Annotated in this window: 17 protein-coding genes; 10 read left to right on the top strand and 7 right to left on the bottom strand. The window is 42.1% G+C overall.

The features are described from left to right. The first annotated feature begins 133 nt into the window (after positions 1-133). Both rbfA and truB read left to right on the top strand, forming a co-directional pair. The gene (gene rbfA, locus J5A60_RS03900; RefSeq protein ID WP_005700694.1) at positions 134-520 is read left to right on the top strand and encodes a 30S ribosome-binding factor RbfA; all 387 of its coding nucleotides are present in this window, start codon (positions 134-136) and stop codon (positions 518-520) included. Beyond that, positions 520-1,440 (top strand): tRNA pseudouridine(55) synthase TruB, encoded by a 921-nt coding sequence (truB, locus tag J5A60_RS03905; protein WP_212510637.1) that lies wholly within the window; start codon positions 520-522, stop codon positions 1,438-1,440. The genes rbfA and truB overlap by 1 nt, the downstream gene beginning before the upstream one ends. Positions 1,441-1,476: 36 nt before the next feature. Here truB and J5A60_RS03910 read toward each other — a convergent pair whose 3' ends face one another. From J5A60_RS03910 to J5A60_RS03925, 4 genes are all read right to left on the bottom strand, one after another. After that, the gene (locus J5A60_RS03910) at positions 1,477-2,307 is read right to left on the bottom strand and encodes a DNA ligase (protein WP_212510638.1); all 831 of its coding nucleotides are present in this window, start codon (positions 2,305-2,307) and stop codon (positions 1,477-1,479) included. A gap of 172 nt (positions 2,308-2,479) precedes the next feature. Further along, positions 2,480-3,223 (bottom strand): YdcF family protein, encoded by a 744-nt coding sequence (locus tag J5A60_RS03915; protein ID WP_212510639.1) that lies wholly within the window; start codon positions 3,221-3,223, stop codon positions 2,480-2,482. 31 nt (positions 3,224-3,254) lie between these two features. Continuing rightward, entirely contained in the window at positions 3,255-4,220 is a 966-nt protein-coding gene (locus J5A60_RS03920) for a polysaccharide pyruvyl transferase family protein (RefSeq protein ID WP_212510640.1), read from the bottom strand. Next, positions 4,217-5,740 (bottom strand): oligosaccharide flippase family protein, encoded by a 1,524-nt coding sequence (locus J5A60_RS03925; RefSeq protein WP_212510641.1) that lies wholly within the window; start codon positions 5,738-5,740, stop codon positions 4,217-4,219. The genes J5A60_RS03920 and J5A60_RS03925 overlap by 4 nt, the downstream gene beginning before the upstream one ends. A gap of 148 nt (positions 5,741-5,888) precedes the next feature. Between J5A60_RS03925 and J5A60_RS03930 the strand changes: the two genes are divergently transcribed. The 8 genes from J5A60_RS03930 (at position 5,889) to rfbB (ending at position 13,414) form a co-directional block, all read left to right on the top strand. After that, positions 5,889-6,659 carry a glycosyltransferase family 25 protein gene (locus J5A60_RS03930; RefSeq protein WP_212510642.1) on the top strand — a complete coding sequence of 257 codons (771 nt, stop codon included), beginning with the start codon at positions 5,889-5,891 and terminating at the stop codon, positions 6,657-6,659. Between the two features lie 8 nt (positions 6,660-6,667). After that, entirely contained in the window at positions 6,668-7,861 is a 1,194-nt protein-coding gene (locus tag J5A60_RS03935; protein ID WP_212510643.1) for a hypothetical protein, read from the top strand. Further along, positions 7,861-8,742, top strand: coding sequence for a glycosyltransferase family 2 protein (locus tag J5A60_RS03940; protein ID WP_212510644.1), 882 nt, complete (start codon positions 7,861-7,863; stop codon positions 8,740-8,742). The genes J5A60_RS03935 and J5A60_RS03940 overlap by 1 nt, the downstream gene beginning before the upstream one ends. Before the next feature lie 95 nt (positions 8,743-8,837). After that, positions 8,838-9,641, top strand: coding sequence for a glycosyltransferase (locus tag J5A60_RS03945; protein ID WP_048750980.1), 804 nt, complete (start codon positions 8,838-8,840; stop codon positions 9,639-9,641). 3 nt (positions 9,642-9,644) lie between these two features. Further along, on the top strand, positions 9,645-10,763 hold the full coding sequence (locus J5A60_RS03950; RefSeq protein ID WP_048750979.1) for a lytic murein transglycosylase: 1,119 nt from the start codon (positions 9,645-9,647) through the stop codon (positions 10,761-10,763). Between the two features lie 24 nt (positions 10,764-10,787). Continuing rightward, positions 10,788-11,591 (top strand): exodeoxyribonuclease III, encoded by an 804-nt coding sequence (gene xthA / locus J5A60_RS03955; RefSeq protein ID WP_048750978.1) that lies wholly within the window; start codon positions 10,788-10,790, stop codon positions 11,589-11,591. Beyond that, positions 11,591-12,379, top strand: a complete 789-nt coding sequence (locus J5A60_RS03960) for a TIGR01619 family protein (RefSeq protein ID WP_212510645.1) — start codon at positions 11,591-11,593, stop codon at positions 12,377-12,379. The genes xthA and J5A60_RS03960 overlap by 1 nt, the downstream gene beginning before the upstream one ends. Before the next feature lie 6 nt (positions 12,380-12,385). Then, positions 12,386-13,414 carry a dTDP-glucose 4,6-dehydratase gene (rfbB, locus tag J5A60_RS03965; RefSeq protein WP_212510646.1) on the top strand — a complete coding sequence of 343 codons (1,029 nt, stop codon included), beginning with the start codon at positions 12,386-12,388 and terminating at the stop codon, positions 13,412-13,414. 73 nt (positions 13,415-13,487) lie between these two features. Here rfbB and J5A60_RS03970 read toward each other — a convergent pair whose 3' ends face one another. From J5A60_RS03970 to J5A60_RS03980, 3 genes are all read right to left on the bottom strand, one after another. After that, a complete protein-coding gene (locus tag J5A60_RS03970; RefSeq protein WP_006717872.1) occupies positions 13,488-13,790 on the bottom strand; it encodes a helix-turn-helix transcriptional regulator in 303 nt (100 codons plus the stop codon). Positions 13,791-14,002: 212 nt separating this feature from the next. Continuing rightward, entirely contained in the window at positions 14,003-14,434 is a 432-nt protein-coding gene (locus J5A60_RS03975) for a rhodanese-like domain-containing protein (RefSeq protein WP_371817621.1), read from the bottom strand. A 73-nt stretch (positions 14,435-14,507) separates the two neighbouring features. After that, on the bottom strand, positions 14,508-14,699 hold the full coding sequence (locus J5A60_RS03980; RefSeq protein ID WP_006717876.1) for a DUF2892 domain-containing protein: 192 nt from the start codon (positions 14,697-14,699) through the stop codon (positions 14,508-14,510). Positions 14,700-14,712 lie beyond the last annotated feature (13 nt).

Raw genomic sequence — 14,712 nt, forward strand, 5'->3', positions numbered from 1 at the left:
GCGGTCAAATTTGACCGCACTTTTTGCCTAGGGTAATGCGTTACCTTTATGGCTGTATACAAGCGTTTCCGAAGGGGAAGCATTAGGCCTAACCGTGGGTATATTTGCCCGTGGACAATTAAAGAGAAACAAAATGGCTCGAGAATTCAAACGTAGCGACCGTGTCGCACAAGAAATCCAAAAAGAAATCGCGGTGATTTTACAGCGCGAAGTGAAAGATCCGCGTATTGGCATGGTGACGGTGTCCGACGTGGAAGTGTCCAGTGATTTGGCTTATGCCAAAGTGTTCGTCACTTTTTTATTTGATCACGATGAACAGGCGATTGCGCAGGGCATGAAAGGCTTAGAAAAAGCCGCGCCTTATATTCGCACGTTGTTAGGCAAAGCTATGCGTCTGCGTATCGTACCGGAGATTCGTTTTATCTACGATCAATCTTTGGTCGAAGGTATGCGTATGTCTAACTTGGTGACCAATGTTGTGCGCGAAGATGAGAAAAAACACGTTGAGGACAAAGACTAATGTCCAAACCGCGTAAACGTGGGCGTGATATTCATGGTGTGTTTTTGTTGGATAAGCCGCAAGGCATGTCTTCCAACGACATCATGCAAAAAGTAAAACGCATTTTTCAGGCAAACAAGGCAGGGCATACCGGTGCCTTAGATCCGCTGGCTACCGGAATGTTGCCCATTTGTTTGGGCGAAGCCACCAAGTTTTCGCAGTTTTTGCTAGATGCTGATAAACGTTATTTAGTCACGGCAAAACTGGGTGAACGTACTGATACTTCAGATGCAGAAGGGCAAATTGTCGAAACCCGTGATGTGAACGTCAAAACGCCTGAAATTCTGACCGCACTTGAACAATTCCGTGGGGACATTTTACAAGTGCCCACCATGTTTTCCGCGTTGAAACACAATGGCAAACCGCTTTATGAATATGCCCGTCAAGGTATTACGGTGGAGCGGGAAGCACGTCCTATTACGATCTTTGAACTGAACTTCATCGAATATAATGTGCCCTATTTAACCCTTGAAGTACATTGTTCCAAAGGCACCTACATTCGCACTTTGGTGGATGATTTAGGAGAGGCGTTGGGCTGTGGCGCCCATGTAACGATGTTGCGTCGCACAGCAGTGGCGGATTATCCGACAGAAAAAATGTTGGATTGGAATGCGTTGCAAGCTTTGGCAGAATCACAAGATTTGAGTTTGTTAGATGCCTTATTATTGCCAATGGATACTGCCGTGGCGAAGTTGCCGGCGTTAACCTTAAATGAAAGCCAAACGCAAGGCATTGGATTTGGTCAACGTATCAAATTCGATAACCTTAACAGGCTACAAGGTCAAGTGCGGTTATTTTCCCATGAAAATCGCTTTCTTGGCGTGGCGGTGATTGATGAGAATAACGTGATTCGTCCACAGCGATTAGTGGTGTATGAATAAAAAGTGCTGTGAAATTTCACCGCACTTTTTTATGTTTTATGGCTTGCTCGGCTCTTCTATTTTTCTACGCCAATAAGTAGCAAATCGGGGCTTGCCTTTGTTTGTTAAGCCTCGATATTTATAGGTGATTTGTGAACCGATGGGAGGAGGAGTTGTTCGATCTTCCAATTTGAAACCGGAACCAATTTTGAATTGCCCTCGGTGATTTTCACAGGTAAGCGATCCCATGACATTTTCAAATTGCCCTTTGCCGGCATGGTGGGCGATAACCGTGCATTCTTCATCAAGTGCGGTCTTTAATTTAAGAATGTGTGAACTGCGTTTTCTTTCGTAGGGCGCATTAGGGTTACGAAGCACGATGCCTTCGCCTTTTTGCTGTTCCACTTGTTGTAAAAATTGACGGATATGTTGTGGACTTTCAATAGGAATTTGTTCGATGATTTCAATGTATTGAGAGGGATGTTCTGCTAGATAGGCCTTTAATGCTGCCAAACGGGCAAATAAATCCCCTTTAGCATCAGGCACATCAAAGACATATAGTTTTAATGTATGCCAACCCTTATCTTGATAAGCTCGCACGATAGAAGAGATTTCCGCAAATTGATCACGTTGGCTAAATAATTCGCCATCAATGGCAAACGGCGGAAAATTTTCCAGAAAATAAGCGGGTGGAGCCAGAGAAACGCCTCCTCGAGTAAAAAGCAGTTTGCCATCCCAATAGCCACGTACGCCATCCAATTTTTCACTCATCACCCATCCGGCTACGTTTTGATCTTTATAGTTTTCTAACAACATCAAATCAGGTTTTTCGGCGTAACAAGACACGCTAAAAAAGAGCAGACTCAAGCAAAGTTTGAAATAACGCATAGAGGACTCCTTGAAATAAAAATCATCTTAAAACAAGGCATTGGAGCTGTAGAAAAAGGCTCATGATTTTGCGAGCATGATCGCAACTAAAAAATAAACGGACATAAAAAATGCGCCTGAAGAAGAGCGCATTTAAAATTGGGGGACTGAAAGTGCGGTGAAAAAAGAGAGATTATTTCTCTTTGAGGTAGCCAATCCACTCTTTCAGTAATTGCATATTTTTTGCCATTGCACCGGCTTGAGGCACAAAGTGCATCATGTTTAATCCGTAAGAGTCCGGTGTAATGCCTTCGCCTACGCTTGCCGGCAAGACATCGAATCCTTGCTGTTGAAACAAGAGTTTTGCCCGTTGCATATGCCATTCATTCGTCACCAAAATGATTTTATGGATGCCTTCTTTTTCTAGTAATTGACGGGTATATAAGGCATTTTCTTTGGTGGTTAAAGATTTTTCTTCTAGCCATTTCGTTGGCACATTAAAGAACGTCTGTAATTCTTCTGCAGAAACTTTGCCTTCTGAGGCACCGGTCGGGCTGACACCGCTAATCAACAAGGGCAGCTGCGTTTCTTTTTGCAAATAAGCCGCGTAGCGTAAACGTTCTAGTTGTGTGGCAGAAGACGCAAGCGGTGCATAGAGTTCTTTGCTATCACGCACGCCACCGCCCAATAAAACGATGGCTTGAGCCTGTTTATAATCGTTTAAGGTTAGATTATCTTCGGTGACTAAGCTGTCTTTTAGCGTTTGTGCCGTGTAGGGAATACTGACAAGATAGAGCAGCACAATGCCGAAAAATGCACAAAGGCGGCTTAATGTTTTGTATTTAAAGAATGAAAATAAAAGCGAGAATAGCCATAAAATCAAAATATTAAATGGCGGTAGCATCATGGCGGTGATGAGTTTTTTGAGTTCAAACATGATTTCATTCCATTAATCAATGCACAACATCTTATTTTTGTTGAGTATAAAACTCGACAAAATCCAGTTCTTTTGTCCATAAATTGGCGTAGCCGGTGTTTTTGCCGTAAGAGTTATCGCAAACCACGTTTGGGATTTCCAATAAACAGGAAAAAATGTGACCGTGCAGACGCGTCGTGGTGATGTTGTCATAGCTTAAAAAGGTTTTGGCAACGCGTTTTATAATGCGTTTGGTGTATGCTTTCCAAAAGCGATGAACAATATTTTTTAAGCCGGTTAACTGATGACGCTTGGCGAATTTAGCTAAACGCCAAGTAACGGCTAAGACTAAATCATCTCGTTCGGACAACACATCTTCCCAGTCTTTAATATGACTTCCTGCCGGGAGTTGTGCTGTAATATTTTTTTCGATATCGCTGGCTTCAATATCTTTGCGTAAGAAATATAGCGATTGCCCTGTTTGGGTATTTTTGGTCGGCAATGTTCCGTACAGTTCATGCGCCATATCCGGTGATAAATGTACGTTTGGTGAAAACTGTTTAAAGGCGTTTGCCGTTCTTTCGTCGCGTGCCAGCAAATGACAATCTTTATGTTGCATGAAAAGTGCGGCGGATTTTTCTAACGTTTCTTGGCTTTTATAGAATAACGTTTGTGGTAACACAATCACACGGTTGTGGGGAAACGTTTCCACCACCGTTTCGCGAATTTTTTGGTGTTGCGGATAAAGATCGCCGAAATTACCCCCGCCGTGGAGCAAAATTGTGGTGTTTGGAGTGATTTTTTGTTTCAGTTCTTCAATGTCCACATCAAATTCACTGCGTTTTAAGGTGACACGAATATTGTGATCTGTAAAAAACTGTTCTGTTCCGTGATAAATCAATAAATCGCCCACGTTTAAATGCAACGGGTAATCAAGATAAAAAACATCGTTTTTATCTTCAATTAAATCTGCAATCGGAGCTAACTTGTTTTTTAAATCAATGAGTTGTTGATTCATCTTTTCACTCTTTTTCTTAAATGGCTAAATAAAAAGTCTTTTTCAGTTTTGTTTAATCCCACCATTAAGATGACTGAAATGAGTACGACTTCAAGAAGGAACGCTTCTCCTACAAATTCCAAGAATGAGTAGGTGCGCTGTGTGTCCGAGAAATAAATTAAGCCTAATAATAAGGCGAAAACCAGGCTGATATTTGTTAAGTATGAGACAAATTCTTTGCGATTAAATTTAATTCTTTTGTTAATAAAGTAGAGGCGATAAAGCTGCATGAAAAGTGCGGTGCAGAATTTACCGATAAAGGCATAGACCGGATTGTAGCCTAAGGTAAACAGATAATAGGCAAGCGGCACGGTACAAAGATCGATAATCGCCAAGATAACGTTGTATTGTTTAATGGTTTTAGAACCTATGGCTAACGCCGTCATCCAAAATGACCCCGCCATAGCACTGATGAGGGAGCAAACAAGCGTGGCTTGTACCAGTTTATCGGTGTACATCGGCACATTATCGCCTAACCAAAGGGTTAATAAGGTATGACTGAAATACAGCACCGGTGCGGATAAAATCGCGATTAAATAAAAAGAATATTTTGAGGTGCCCAAGATCAACTTTTTATTTCGCTCATAGTCTTTAGCCGCATAGGATTGCACCAGTTGCGGATTAAACGCCACTTGGAAGTTGTTCACAAAACTATACACGGCGGTATCCACTTGAGTCGCAATGCCGACCGCTGCATTTGCGGCAACGCCGAAGAACAGGTTGGTCACCATATTCAGCCCTTGCGTTGATCCTACATAAGCGAGTTGCCCCACCAGCATCCAGCCGGAAAAGCTCATCATTTCTTTGGTGGTATGTAAATCTTTCTCAAAATGGAAACGGGTTTCCGTGTAGAAAGCCTTGCGTGTAAAACGAAAATAAAGGGTAAATACTAATAGGCTGACACACAACAACAAGAGGCTGTAAGAAATCAGTTTGTCGTAGTGTTCGATATGCATCAAAATAAAGATAGCCGTCAGTTTAAAGGCGGTTTCAGCTAACCCCAACCAGGCATAAAAAGACATGCGTTCATGGGCAACAATCATGGCGTTAAAGGGCACTTTGATAATTTCAATCAAGGCAATGATCAACGCAACCTGATAAACAATATTGGCCGCTTGCATACGTGCGGCAGGAATAATTAATTTATGATTAAGGAACCACAGCCCGACGGTTTCCGCCAAGATTACCACGACTAACATAATCAATAAGTGATTGAGAATACTGATATTAAATACTTTATTGATGCGCTTGCTGTCGTTTGAGGCTTTTTCGACGTTAATGAAGCGTTGTGTGGTGGCGGTCATGGTGCCGTTAAAGAAAGAGAACAAAATCACCACGCCCATGACAATGTTGTAGATCCCGAAATCTTCCACGCCCAATACGCGCAACACCACGCGCGAGATATACAGCATCGCGCCCATATTGAACAACATGCGGATATAAAGAAAGAGGGTGTTTTTAGCAATGGTTTTGTTGGACATCGGGAAAATCGAACTTGTGTTTTTACCGTAAAATAGGTGGGGGATTATAGATTTCTTTAGTATAATCAGCAATCTTTTATGCAACTATTTCGGTTTCCCGCCAACTGACAGACAAACCAGCAGACAATCGATTTTATTGAGATTTTTTATGAAGAAATATTTGATTTCGTTAGATAAGGACGTTCAGCGTCGCGAATTGTTCTTTTCTCAACCTAACACGGCAGATTTTGAGGTGTTTTCCGCGATTAACACCATGCAGAAAGAATGGAATGCATTGTCCGAAGTGTTCAACCTGACAAAGTTTGAACAACATTATGGGCGTAGTGTGACAAAAGGTGAAATAGGCTGTACATTGAGCCATCTTGAAGTTTATCGCCGAATCGTTGCCGATGAGCGTATTGCGGAAACGGATTATGCCTTGGTATGTGAAGATGATGCGCTGTTTAATGCCGATTTATCGGAAAAAACGACCGCACTTTTAACCCAACATTGCTCGGCAGATATTGTTCTTATCGGGCAATCTAAAATTGAGTCTTTTGATGATGTGGAATTGGAAATTAATTATCCGACGACATTTTCTTTTTTACGTCAAAAAGTGGCGGATGTGACGGTGGCATATCCGTATAAAAGTTATTTTGCCGGAACGGTGGCGTATCTCATTAAAAAGTCTGCAGCCCGTCGTTTTCTTGACGTGTTGACACAAGAAAAAGCTTTTTGGTTGGCAGATGATTTCCTGTTGTTTGAAACGCAATTTCACCTAAATAATAAGGTGGTACGCCCGTTAATGGCTATTGAAAATCCAACCCTCATGAGCAATTTAGAGGCGATTCGCGGCTCTAAATCCAATAATTTGGCAAAAAAATTATTGAAATACCCGTTAAAGAAACTGTTTGCAATTAAAAAGAATTTAGGAAAATAACGAAAAAAATGACCGCACTTTTTAACCTTTTTTATCTCTACGATCCTTGGTTATTCCATGTGTTACGTATGTCATGGGGAGTCGGGCTGGTGGCCTTCCTGTTTTTGGCATATCGCTATGTTAAAAAGCAACAGGCGCAGGGCATTGTGTTGCCGTTAGACAGCTTGGTGGTGTTGTTCGGCTTAATTGTGTTTAGCCTGATTCCGCTGCTTATCAACGGCACGCGAGATTTCTCCGTGATCGCCATGTATGTGAAATTGCTGATTTTATTTGTGTTTGGCGTGGGCGTTTATAATGCATTTTATGCCCGTCCGAACCGGCAGTTCGCCGTTGTGAAGGATTTACAGATTGGCGTGATTCTGCAATTTGTATTGGGCTTGTTGGCGTTGCTTGGCGTGTCTTGGATCGTTGATTTCTTGCTTTCCACGAATGCCTTATTACCCGATCGTTTTTATGGATCTGAGCAAGAATATCGCTTATATAACCTCACCTCGGCGGCTTTTTTCCAATTAAGTTTGTTCTATTTGATGTTGTTTCATTTCTTGCTGGCGTATAACGCGAAACAGAATACCTTGCCGAGCGTGCTGATTTTTTTCATGTTATGTATCGGGCTGATTTCCGGCAGAACCTTCCTCACCATTTCTGCGATCAGCATTTTGGTGTATTTCAAAGTGCGGTATCTTCCGGCGTTAATTTCTTTTGTGTTGTTAGTGTTATTACTGGCGTATTTCCTACCGGAAAATCCGTATGTGGCCCATGCACTTGAACCGGTGATTAATTTATTGCACGGAGAAGGCTTTGTGAGTTCTTCAACGGATACGCTGATGAAAAACCATTTGTTTATGCCAACCTTAAAACAATTTATTCAAGGTGACGGCATGTATATGACGGGGGAATTGGTGGTTGGGCGTTATTACGGCCATACCGATTCCGGCTTTTTGCGCCAAATTCTCTACGGTGGCGTGTCTTATGCTTTGGTGTGTTTTGTCGTGACCTTCTATTTTGTGCGCAAGGTGGCGTTAAATTGGTTTGATGGCAGTTGGAAATTCACCCTTTCCACGTTGGCGATTTTGTCCCTTTGCAACGTGAAAGCCGATACCTTTGCTTTCCCGGGCATTATGTTTGTGATGTTGATGTTTTTATCGTTGTTCGGTAGCCAAGGGAAACAGCTTGTGTTGTTTAAACAAAAGGAGGCGAACTAATGTTCAGTATTATTGTTCCTTCTTATAACCGGAAAGAAGAAATTCCTGCTTTGTTGGCCAGTTTAAGTGAACAAACCGTCCATAATTTTGACGTGGTGATCGTGGATGACTGCTCTAAAGAGCCTGTAGTGGTGGAGCAATCGTATCCTTTCCCCGTGCATGTAATTCGTAATGAAACCAATCAAGGCGCTGCGGAAAGCCGCAATATCGGAGCGCGCTATGCGCAGCAGGCATGGTTGTTGTTTTTAGATGACGATGATCGCTTTGCGCCCAATAAATGCGAAATATTGGCGGAAACCATCGCAGCGCACCAAGACATTAATTTTGTCTATCATCCGGCGAAATGCGAAATGGTCAACGAAGGTTTTACCTATGAAACCTCGCCTATTGAGCCACAGGAGATCAGCGTTGAGCGTATTTTACTGGCCAATAAAATCGGCGGTATGCCGATGATTGGGGTGAAAAAAGATCTGTTTTTAAAAATAGGCGGATTATCGACCGCACTTCGATCTTTGGAAGACTACGATTTCTTGCTGAAATTGTTGCAAGAGCCAAGTTTTAAGCCGTATAAAATTAACGCACCTTTAACCCATTGTACTTTCCATACCAAGCGTTCGAGCGTTTCTACGGATACCACCAATACGCAAAAAGCCATTGAATATATCCGCCAGCATTATGTGAAAACGGAGGCACAGGCGCGCAATTTCAATATTAATGCGAGCTACATTTTGGCCTATCCGCATATCATGAATTTATCCCGCAAGGCGGCGGTGTATTATTTTGATATTTTCAAACAGACCAAAAGCGTGAAGCAGTTGATCATTGCCTTAGTGGTGCTGATTTCCCCGAGCCTGGCGATCAATTTGAAACGCTTTATGTAATGGCGTTGTGATAGGCTTTATGCCTGTCCGATACCAAAGTTAAAGATATAAGGACAGGCATACAGTCTGTCCCTACGAAGACAAAGAGAAAAGAGATGAAATTTTCAGTTTTAATGTCCTTATACGTTAAGGAAAATCCACTATATTTAAGAGAATGTTTTGAAAGCCTCGTGGCACAAACTCATCCTGCCGATGAAATCGTCTTAGTGTTTGATGGTGCGGTGACACCGGAACTAGAGGCGGTTGTCACTGAATTCGAAACAAAATTACCCTTAAACTTAGTGAAGTTGCCGAAAAACTTAGGTTTAGGCAAAGCGCTCAATGAAGGTTTAAAACATTGTTCGCATGATTGGGTTTTCCGTATGGATACCGATGATATTTGCGTGCCGGAACGCTTTGAAAAGCAAGTGGCATTTATTGAACAACATCCGGATACGATTATTTTCGGCGGACAAATTGCTGAGTTTGGTGACAATGTTAACGACATCGTGGCGTATCGCAATGTGCCGACAACAGCGCAAGACATTGTGAAATTCACGCAAAAACGTTGCCCTTTCAATCACATGACCGTGGCGTATCAAAAAAGTGCGGTCATAAATTGTGGTGGATATGAAGATCTGCAAGAGGATTATTATTTGTGGATCAAGCTTGTGGCACAAGGTCAAAAAGTGGCGAATTTGCCGGATATTTTGGTGTACGCCCGTGTTGGTAACGGCATGGTAGGGCGTCGTCGTGGTTTAAATCAAGCTAAAGCAGAGTGGCGTTTGTTTAAATTGAAATATCGTTTAGGTATCCAAGGATTATTTTCCGGCTTGTTTACGTTTGCTTTGCGTTCCGGTGCACGATTGCTGCCAACGTCCTTATTGAAAAGTCTTTATCATACGTTCTTGAGAAAATAGCCCATGACATTTACCTCATTTTTAAAAACATCCGTTATTTTTACCGCACTTTTTGTGGTAGGTTGTTCTTCTCATAGCCCCTCTTCAAGTGGTGGAACTCATGGTATTCACGCTGTTGCAGCAAGCGAGGTTTATAGCAAGCCTCGCACATTAGAGAACTTTAATGATTATGTGAATTTCTTGAAAGGCAAAGCCGCTGCAGAAGGCGTTTCAATGGATGTGTTGAATGCACAAAATAACATTAACTACATCCAAAAATCCGTGGATTTGGACGATCAACAAGCGGGACGAATTCGTAAACGCGATCCTAATGCGCCGCCGGTGATAAACCCAAATGGCACGACCAATTACTTAAATCGCGTATTAACCGAAAATAAAGTAGAGACGGCTTCTGCACGTTATTGGGAGCAACTGCCACAACTGGAAAAGGCGAGCCAAACCTTTAGTGTCCCGAAAAATTATTTGATGGCATTGTGGGGCATGGAAAGCAGTTTTGGCTATTATCAAGGCAGTTATGATGTGTTGTCCGTATTGGCCACGTTGGCTTTTGATGGACGTCGCGAAGCGTTATTCAGTAAAGAATTTATTGCGGCCATGAAAATGCTGCAACGGGATCATATTCAGCGCCACAAAATGAGGGGGTCATGGGCGGGTGCTATGGGGCAAACCCAATTTATGCCAAGTTCCTATTTGCGTTATGCTGTAGATGGGAATGGAGACGGTGAGAAAAACATTTGGACGGAACACTATGATGTGTTTGCCTCTATCGCCAATTATTTGCACACCGAGGGCTGGAACCCTAATCTCCCTTGGGGCGTTGAAGTCACGGTGAATCAGCCGATTGATATGGCGCTCTCCGGCACGGAAGAGGGGAAACAGCGTCGCTTAACCGATTGGCAAAATCGAGGTGTCAGCCTGAAATTCCAAACGCCGGAAACGCAGCAAAAACTGACCGCACTTTCTCAAGCGGATTTGTGGTTGGTGAGACCGGATCGTGAATTAGGGCGAGCGTTTTTAGTGTCAAACAACTATCGCACGTTATTGCATTGGAACAAGTCGAATTATTTCGCCGTGAGTATCGGTATGTTTGCTGATAGAATTCAGCAACGTGTAGGCGAGTAACGCAATTAAAAATAAGGAATGAATATGAAAGTGATGTCGTTTAACATCAACGGACTAAGAGCAAGACCTCATCAATTAGAAGAAATTATTAAGAAATACCAACCGGATGTCCTTGGTTTGCAAGAAATTAAAGTGGCGGATGAAGTCTTTCCTTATGAGTTGGTGGATCATCTTGGCTATCACATCAACCATTTTGGTCAAAAAGGGCATTATGGCGTGGCTTTGTTGAGTAAACAGGCGCCGTTATTGGTGAGAAAAGGTTTCCCAACCGATGATGAAGAAGCCCAAAAACGCATTATCATGATTGACTTAGACACGCCATTTGGGCAATTAACGGTGATTAACGGCTATTTTCCACAAGGTGAAAGCCGTGAACATCCAACCAAATTCCCGGCAAAACAAAAATTCTATGCGGATTTACAGCGCTATTTGGAACAAGACCATAATGCACAAAACCCGGTGATTATTATGGGCGATATGAACATCAGCCCGTCTGATTTGGACATTGGTATCGGCGAAGAAAATCGTAAACGCTGGTTGCGCACCGGTAAATGTTCCTTCTTGCCGGAAGAACGCGAATGGTATCAACGCTTATACGCGTATGGCTTAGAAGACACTTTCCGTTATTTAAACCCGACGGTAAACGATAAATTCTCATGGTTTGATTACCGCTCAAAAGGATTTGATGATAATCGCGGTTTACGCATTGACCACATTTTGGCAAATAAAGCGTTGGCAGCGCATTGTGTGGATACCGGGATTGCGCTTGATATTCGTGCCATGGACAAGCCATCAGATCACGCACCGATTTGGGCGGAGTTTAAATAATGCCGTTAAAAAATCCTGAACAAAATTGGCAAAATTACCGTACCTTAATTAACGGCAATATGGCTTCTTGTACCGTTAATTTAGATATTTTTGAACAATTTACCCCTGATAAATTTAACAAGATCGTGCAGGTTTCATTGCCTTATGAAGCGGATGAAAATACGATGCCGACGTTAGATGAACATCATCGGGTGGTGAAGGAATTATTCAAAATTTTGGTACAGGCTTCCGCATTGCCAGAGCTACTTTATGCCGGACATATTTTTACTGAAGGGCATTTAAAGCTTTATTTTTATTGCGATGAAACCACCGCACTTTTCGATGTACTCGACCAGTTTAAGGAAGACATTGAAGAGATTACGGTGCAAGAGGATCCTAACTGGGATACTTATTTTGATTTTTTATTGCCATCGCCGCTGGAAATGAAACTCAATGTCACAGAAGAAATTTTGGATATGTTGTTACAAAATGGCAGAGATTTAGCGGATAACTATCTTGTTGAACATACGTTTCAGTTTGCAGAAGAACAGCAGATGTTCCAATTTATGGAAGAGGCCAATCTTCGTGATCTTTCCTATCATTCCATGAGTTACAGCAGTGCCCCGCTGATTTTCGAAGATGAAGACGACAAAGAAGGGTTTTATATCGTCAAAATAGAGCAGGAAATGACATTGGATAACGATGATATTTTCCGTTATGTAGAGCAGTTTGAACGTTTGGCAGAAAAATTCTCCGGTGAGTATGTGGGCTGGGAAAGCGATACGATTAATCAGGTGAAAGCAAATTAATCTTCTATGAAAATTCTTGTCACCGGCGGTGCCGGATTTATTGGTTCAGCATTTATTCGTCATAGTATTTATCATACGCAAGATCAGATTGTGAATTTGGATAAATTGACTTATGCAGGCAATCTTGAGTCGTTGCATGAGGTGGTGACTAATCCGCGTTATGTTTTTGAACAGGCTGATATTTGTGATGCGCAAGCGGTTCAACGCATTTTAAAAGAACATCAGCCCGATTGTGTGGTGCATTTTGCGGCAGAAAGCCATGTGGACCGTTCTATTTATGGCGCAGCGGCATTTATTCAAACCAATATTGTTGGCACCTATACGTTGTTAGAAGCCTCAAGTGATTATTATCAACAACTGTCAGCCGAGAAGAAAAAGACCTTCCGTTTTTTGCATATTTCGACAGATGAAGTTTATGGTGATGTGGTAGGGACGTTGGATTTGTCCTCGGAAACATCAGTTTATGCGCCTAGTAGCCCTTATTCAGCTTCAAAAGCCTCATCGGATCATTTGGTTCGTGCTTGGCACCGCACTTATGGACTGCCGATAATCATCACCCATTGCGCGAATAATTATGGACCTTACCAATATCCGGAAAAATTGATTCCGGTGATGATTTTAAATGCATTAAGTGGAGAGCCGTTGCCGATTTATGGTAATGGGCAACAAATTCGGGATTGGCTATACGTTGAGGATCATGTTCAAGCGTTGTATCTCGTTCTTCAGCAAGGGCGTATTGGAGAAAGCTACAATATTAGCGCGCATTGTGAAAAAACGAATCTTGAGATTGTACAGGTACTTTGCGCTATTTTGGAGGAATTGGCCCCCAATAAGCCTCAGGGAATAAAACGTTATCGAGATCTTATCGTGCATACAGCTGACCGTCCCGGACATGATGTGCGTTATGCACTTGATGCCACAAAAATTCGTCAAGAATTGCATTGGCAGCCACAAGCGGACTTTATGGAGGCGATGCGCAGTACTGTTCAATGGTATCTAGCACATCTTGATTGGTGCGCAAAAGTGCGGTCGTAAAATTCGATAAAAATGTAAGTATGGATTTTATAAAATGAAAAAACGCAGAAATTGGTTCTGCGTTTTTTTATGTTCATTTTTCAGCGGATGAGTCACAGAAAAAGCCGTGCAATAGTTTGATCATTTCAACGACTTTCGGATCGTTAATGTAATACACACGTTCCCGATGTTTGACATCACTTGCCACTAAGCCTGCTTTACGCAAAAGAGCCAGTTGGTTGGACATAGCCGCTTGTGGCATATTCATTTTGACGGTTAATTCAGTGACGTTATATCGCTGTTCATGTAAGCAGCACAAAATGGCTAAGCGATTTGGATTGGCTAACAATTTTAAGAAGTTGCTGGCTTCGTTACTTTTTTCCAATATATCTTTCATCAGATTCTATTTCAGTCTTTACTCATTATGGGTAGGGGCACGTATTCTACACACCTCGACGAGTGAAACCAATAACCGAACTGTTTTTTTCCGTTATTTTATGATCTAATCGACTATTTTTGATTCCATGGTATGAGGGTTAGTAGTTTAGCCATACCACAAAAACCGCTGATTCCGGCAAAAGTGAGCCCTGCACCGACAAATACGGGTAGCTAATAAAAATAAGGTGAAACAGACCACCCTAATACTGAACCTAGTAAAATCAAGCTTCCTGCAGCAATTTGAACTTGACGCATAATATCAATCGGTTGTGAGAGATTAACTCGTGTGGCAAGTCCGGCATTTTTCCAACCGGTTATCCCATCTTGAAGAAGATATGCTTCGCAATGATGCTCTTGTGCCAGTTGTTTGAGAAACGTCGATTGGCTACCGGTTCTTGCACCGGATTTACAGTGGAAAATAAGGCAACTTCCTTGTTTTAGGGTTTTATCTAGACCTTGACGTTGTAATTCAGAAAGGGGCTGTAACATTGCTCCTTCAATATGTTCACGTTGATATTCTTCAGGTTGGCGAATATCAATTAATAAGGCGCCGGAGGCTAATCTATTTTTTGCCTCTAAGGCAGAAATGATGGAAATCGTCATAGTATTTTTATGTTTTCTTTAAAATAGAAAAACACTCGGCATTTCTGCCGAGTGAAAATGATGTGTTAATGAATTATTTTTTTAATGGGCAGGTGTTGATGCCAAGTAGTGAATAAAGACCGCAGCGTGAGAATAGTCCGGTTAATAACGGAACAACACCAATCCAGCCCCACCAACCGATAACATTCGTTAAGGTCAAGGCAATAAGAACGATACCTAGAACGATTCGAATAACTTTATCCATACCACCAACATTTGGGTTCATATTTGTCTCCTTA

This window comes from Aggregatibacter sp. oral taxon 513 (assembly GCF_018128305.1).
GTDB lineage: Bacteria > Pseudomonadota > Gammaproteobacteria > Enterobacterales > Pasteurellaceae > Aggregatibacter > Aggregatibacter segnis_A.

Coding starts and splice junctions, on each gene's coding strand:
- rbfA (WP_005700694.1), top strand. CDS start 134: ATGGCTCGAGAATTCAAACGTAGCGACCGTGTCGCACAAGAAATCCAA.
- truB (WP_212510637.1), top strand. CDS start 520: ATGTCCAAACCGCGTAAACGTGGGCGTGATATTCATGGTGTGTTTTTG.
- J5A60_RS03910 (WP_212510638.1), bottom strand. CDS start 2,307: ATGCGTTATTTCAAACTTTGCTTGAGTCTGCTCTTTTTTAGCGTGTCT.
- J5A60_RS03915 (WP_212510639.1), bottom strand. CDS start 3,223: ATGTTTGAACTCAAAAAACTCATCACCGCCATGATGCTACCGCCATTT.
- J5A60_RS03920 (WP_212510640.1), bottom strand. CDS start 4,220: ATGAATCAACAACTCATTGATTTAAAAAACAAGTTAGCTCCGATTGCA.
- J5A60_RS03925 (WP_212510641.1), bottom strand. CDS start 5,740: ATGTCCAACAAAACCATTGCTAAAAACACCCTCTTTCTTTATATCCGC.
- J5A60_RS03930 (WP_212510642.1), top strand. CDS start 5,889: ATGAAGAAATATTTGATTTCGTTAGATAAGGACGTTCAGCGTCGCGAA.
- J5A60_RS03935 (WP_212510643.1), top strand. CDS start 6,668: ATGACCGCACTTTTTAACCTTTTTTATCTCTACGATCCTTGGTTATTC.
- J5A60_RS03940 (WP_212510644.1), top strand. CDS start 7,861: ATGTTCAGTATTATTGTTCCTTCTTATAACCGGAAAGAAGAAATTCCT.
- J5A60_RS03945 (WP_048750980.1), top strand. CDS start 8,838: ATGAAATTTTCAGTTTTAATGTCCTTATACGTTAAGGAAAATCCACTA.
- J5A60_RS03950 (WP_048750979.1), top strand. CDS start 9,645: ATGACATTTACCTCATTTTTAAAAACATCCGTTATTTTTACCGCACTT.
- xthA (WP_048750978.1), top strand. CDS start 10,788: ATGAAAGTGATGTCGTTTAACATCAACGGACTAAGAGCAAGACCTCAT.
- J5A60_RS03960 (WP_212510645.1), top strand. CDS start 11,591: ATGCCGTTAAAAAATCCTGAACAAAATTGGCAAAATTACCGTACCTTA.
- rfbB (WP_212510646.1), top strand. CDS start 12,386: ATGAAAATTCTTGTCACCGGCGGTGCCGGATTTATTGGTTCAGCATTT.
- J5A60_RS03970 (WP_006717872.1), bottom strand. CDS start 13,790: ATGAAAGATATATTGGAAAAAAGTAACGAAGCCAGCAACTTCTTAAAA.
- J5A60_RS03975 (WP_371817621.1), bottom strand. CDS start 14,434: ATGACGATTTCCATCATTTCTGCCTTAGAGGCAAAAAATAGATTAGCC.
- J5A60_RS03980 (WP_006717876.1), bottom strand. CDS start 14,699: ATGAACCCAAATGTTGGTGGTATGGATAAAGTTATTCGAATCGTTCTA.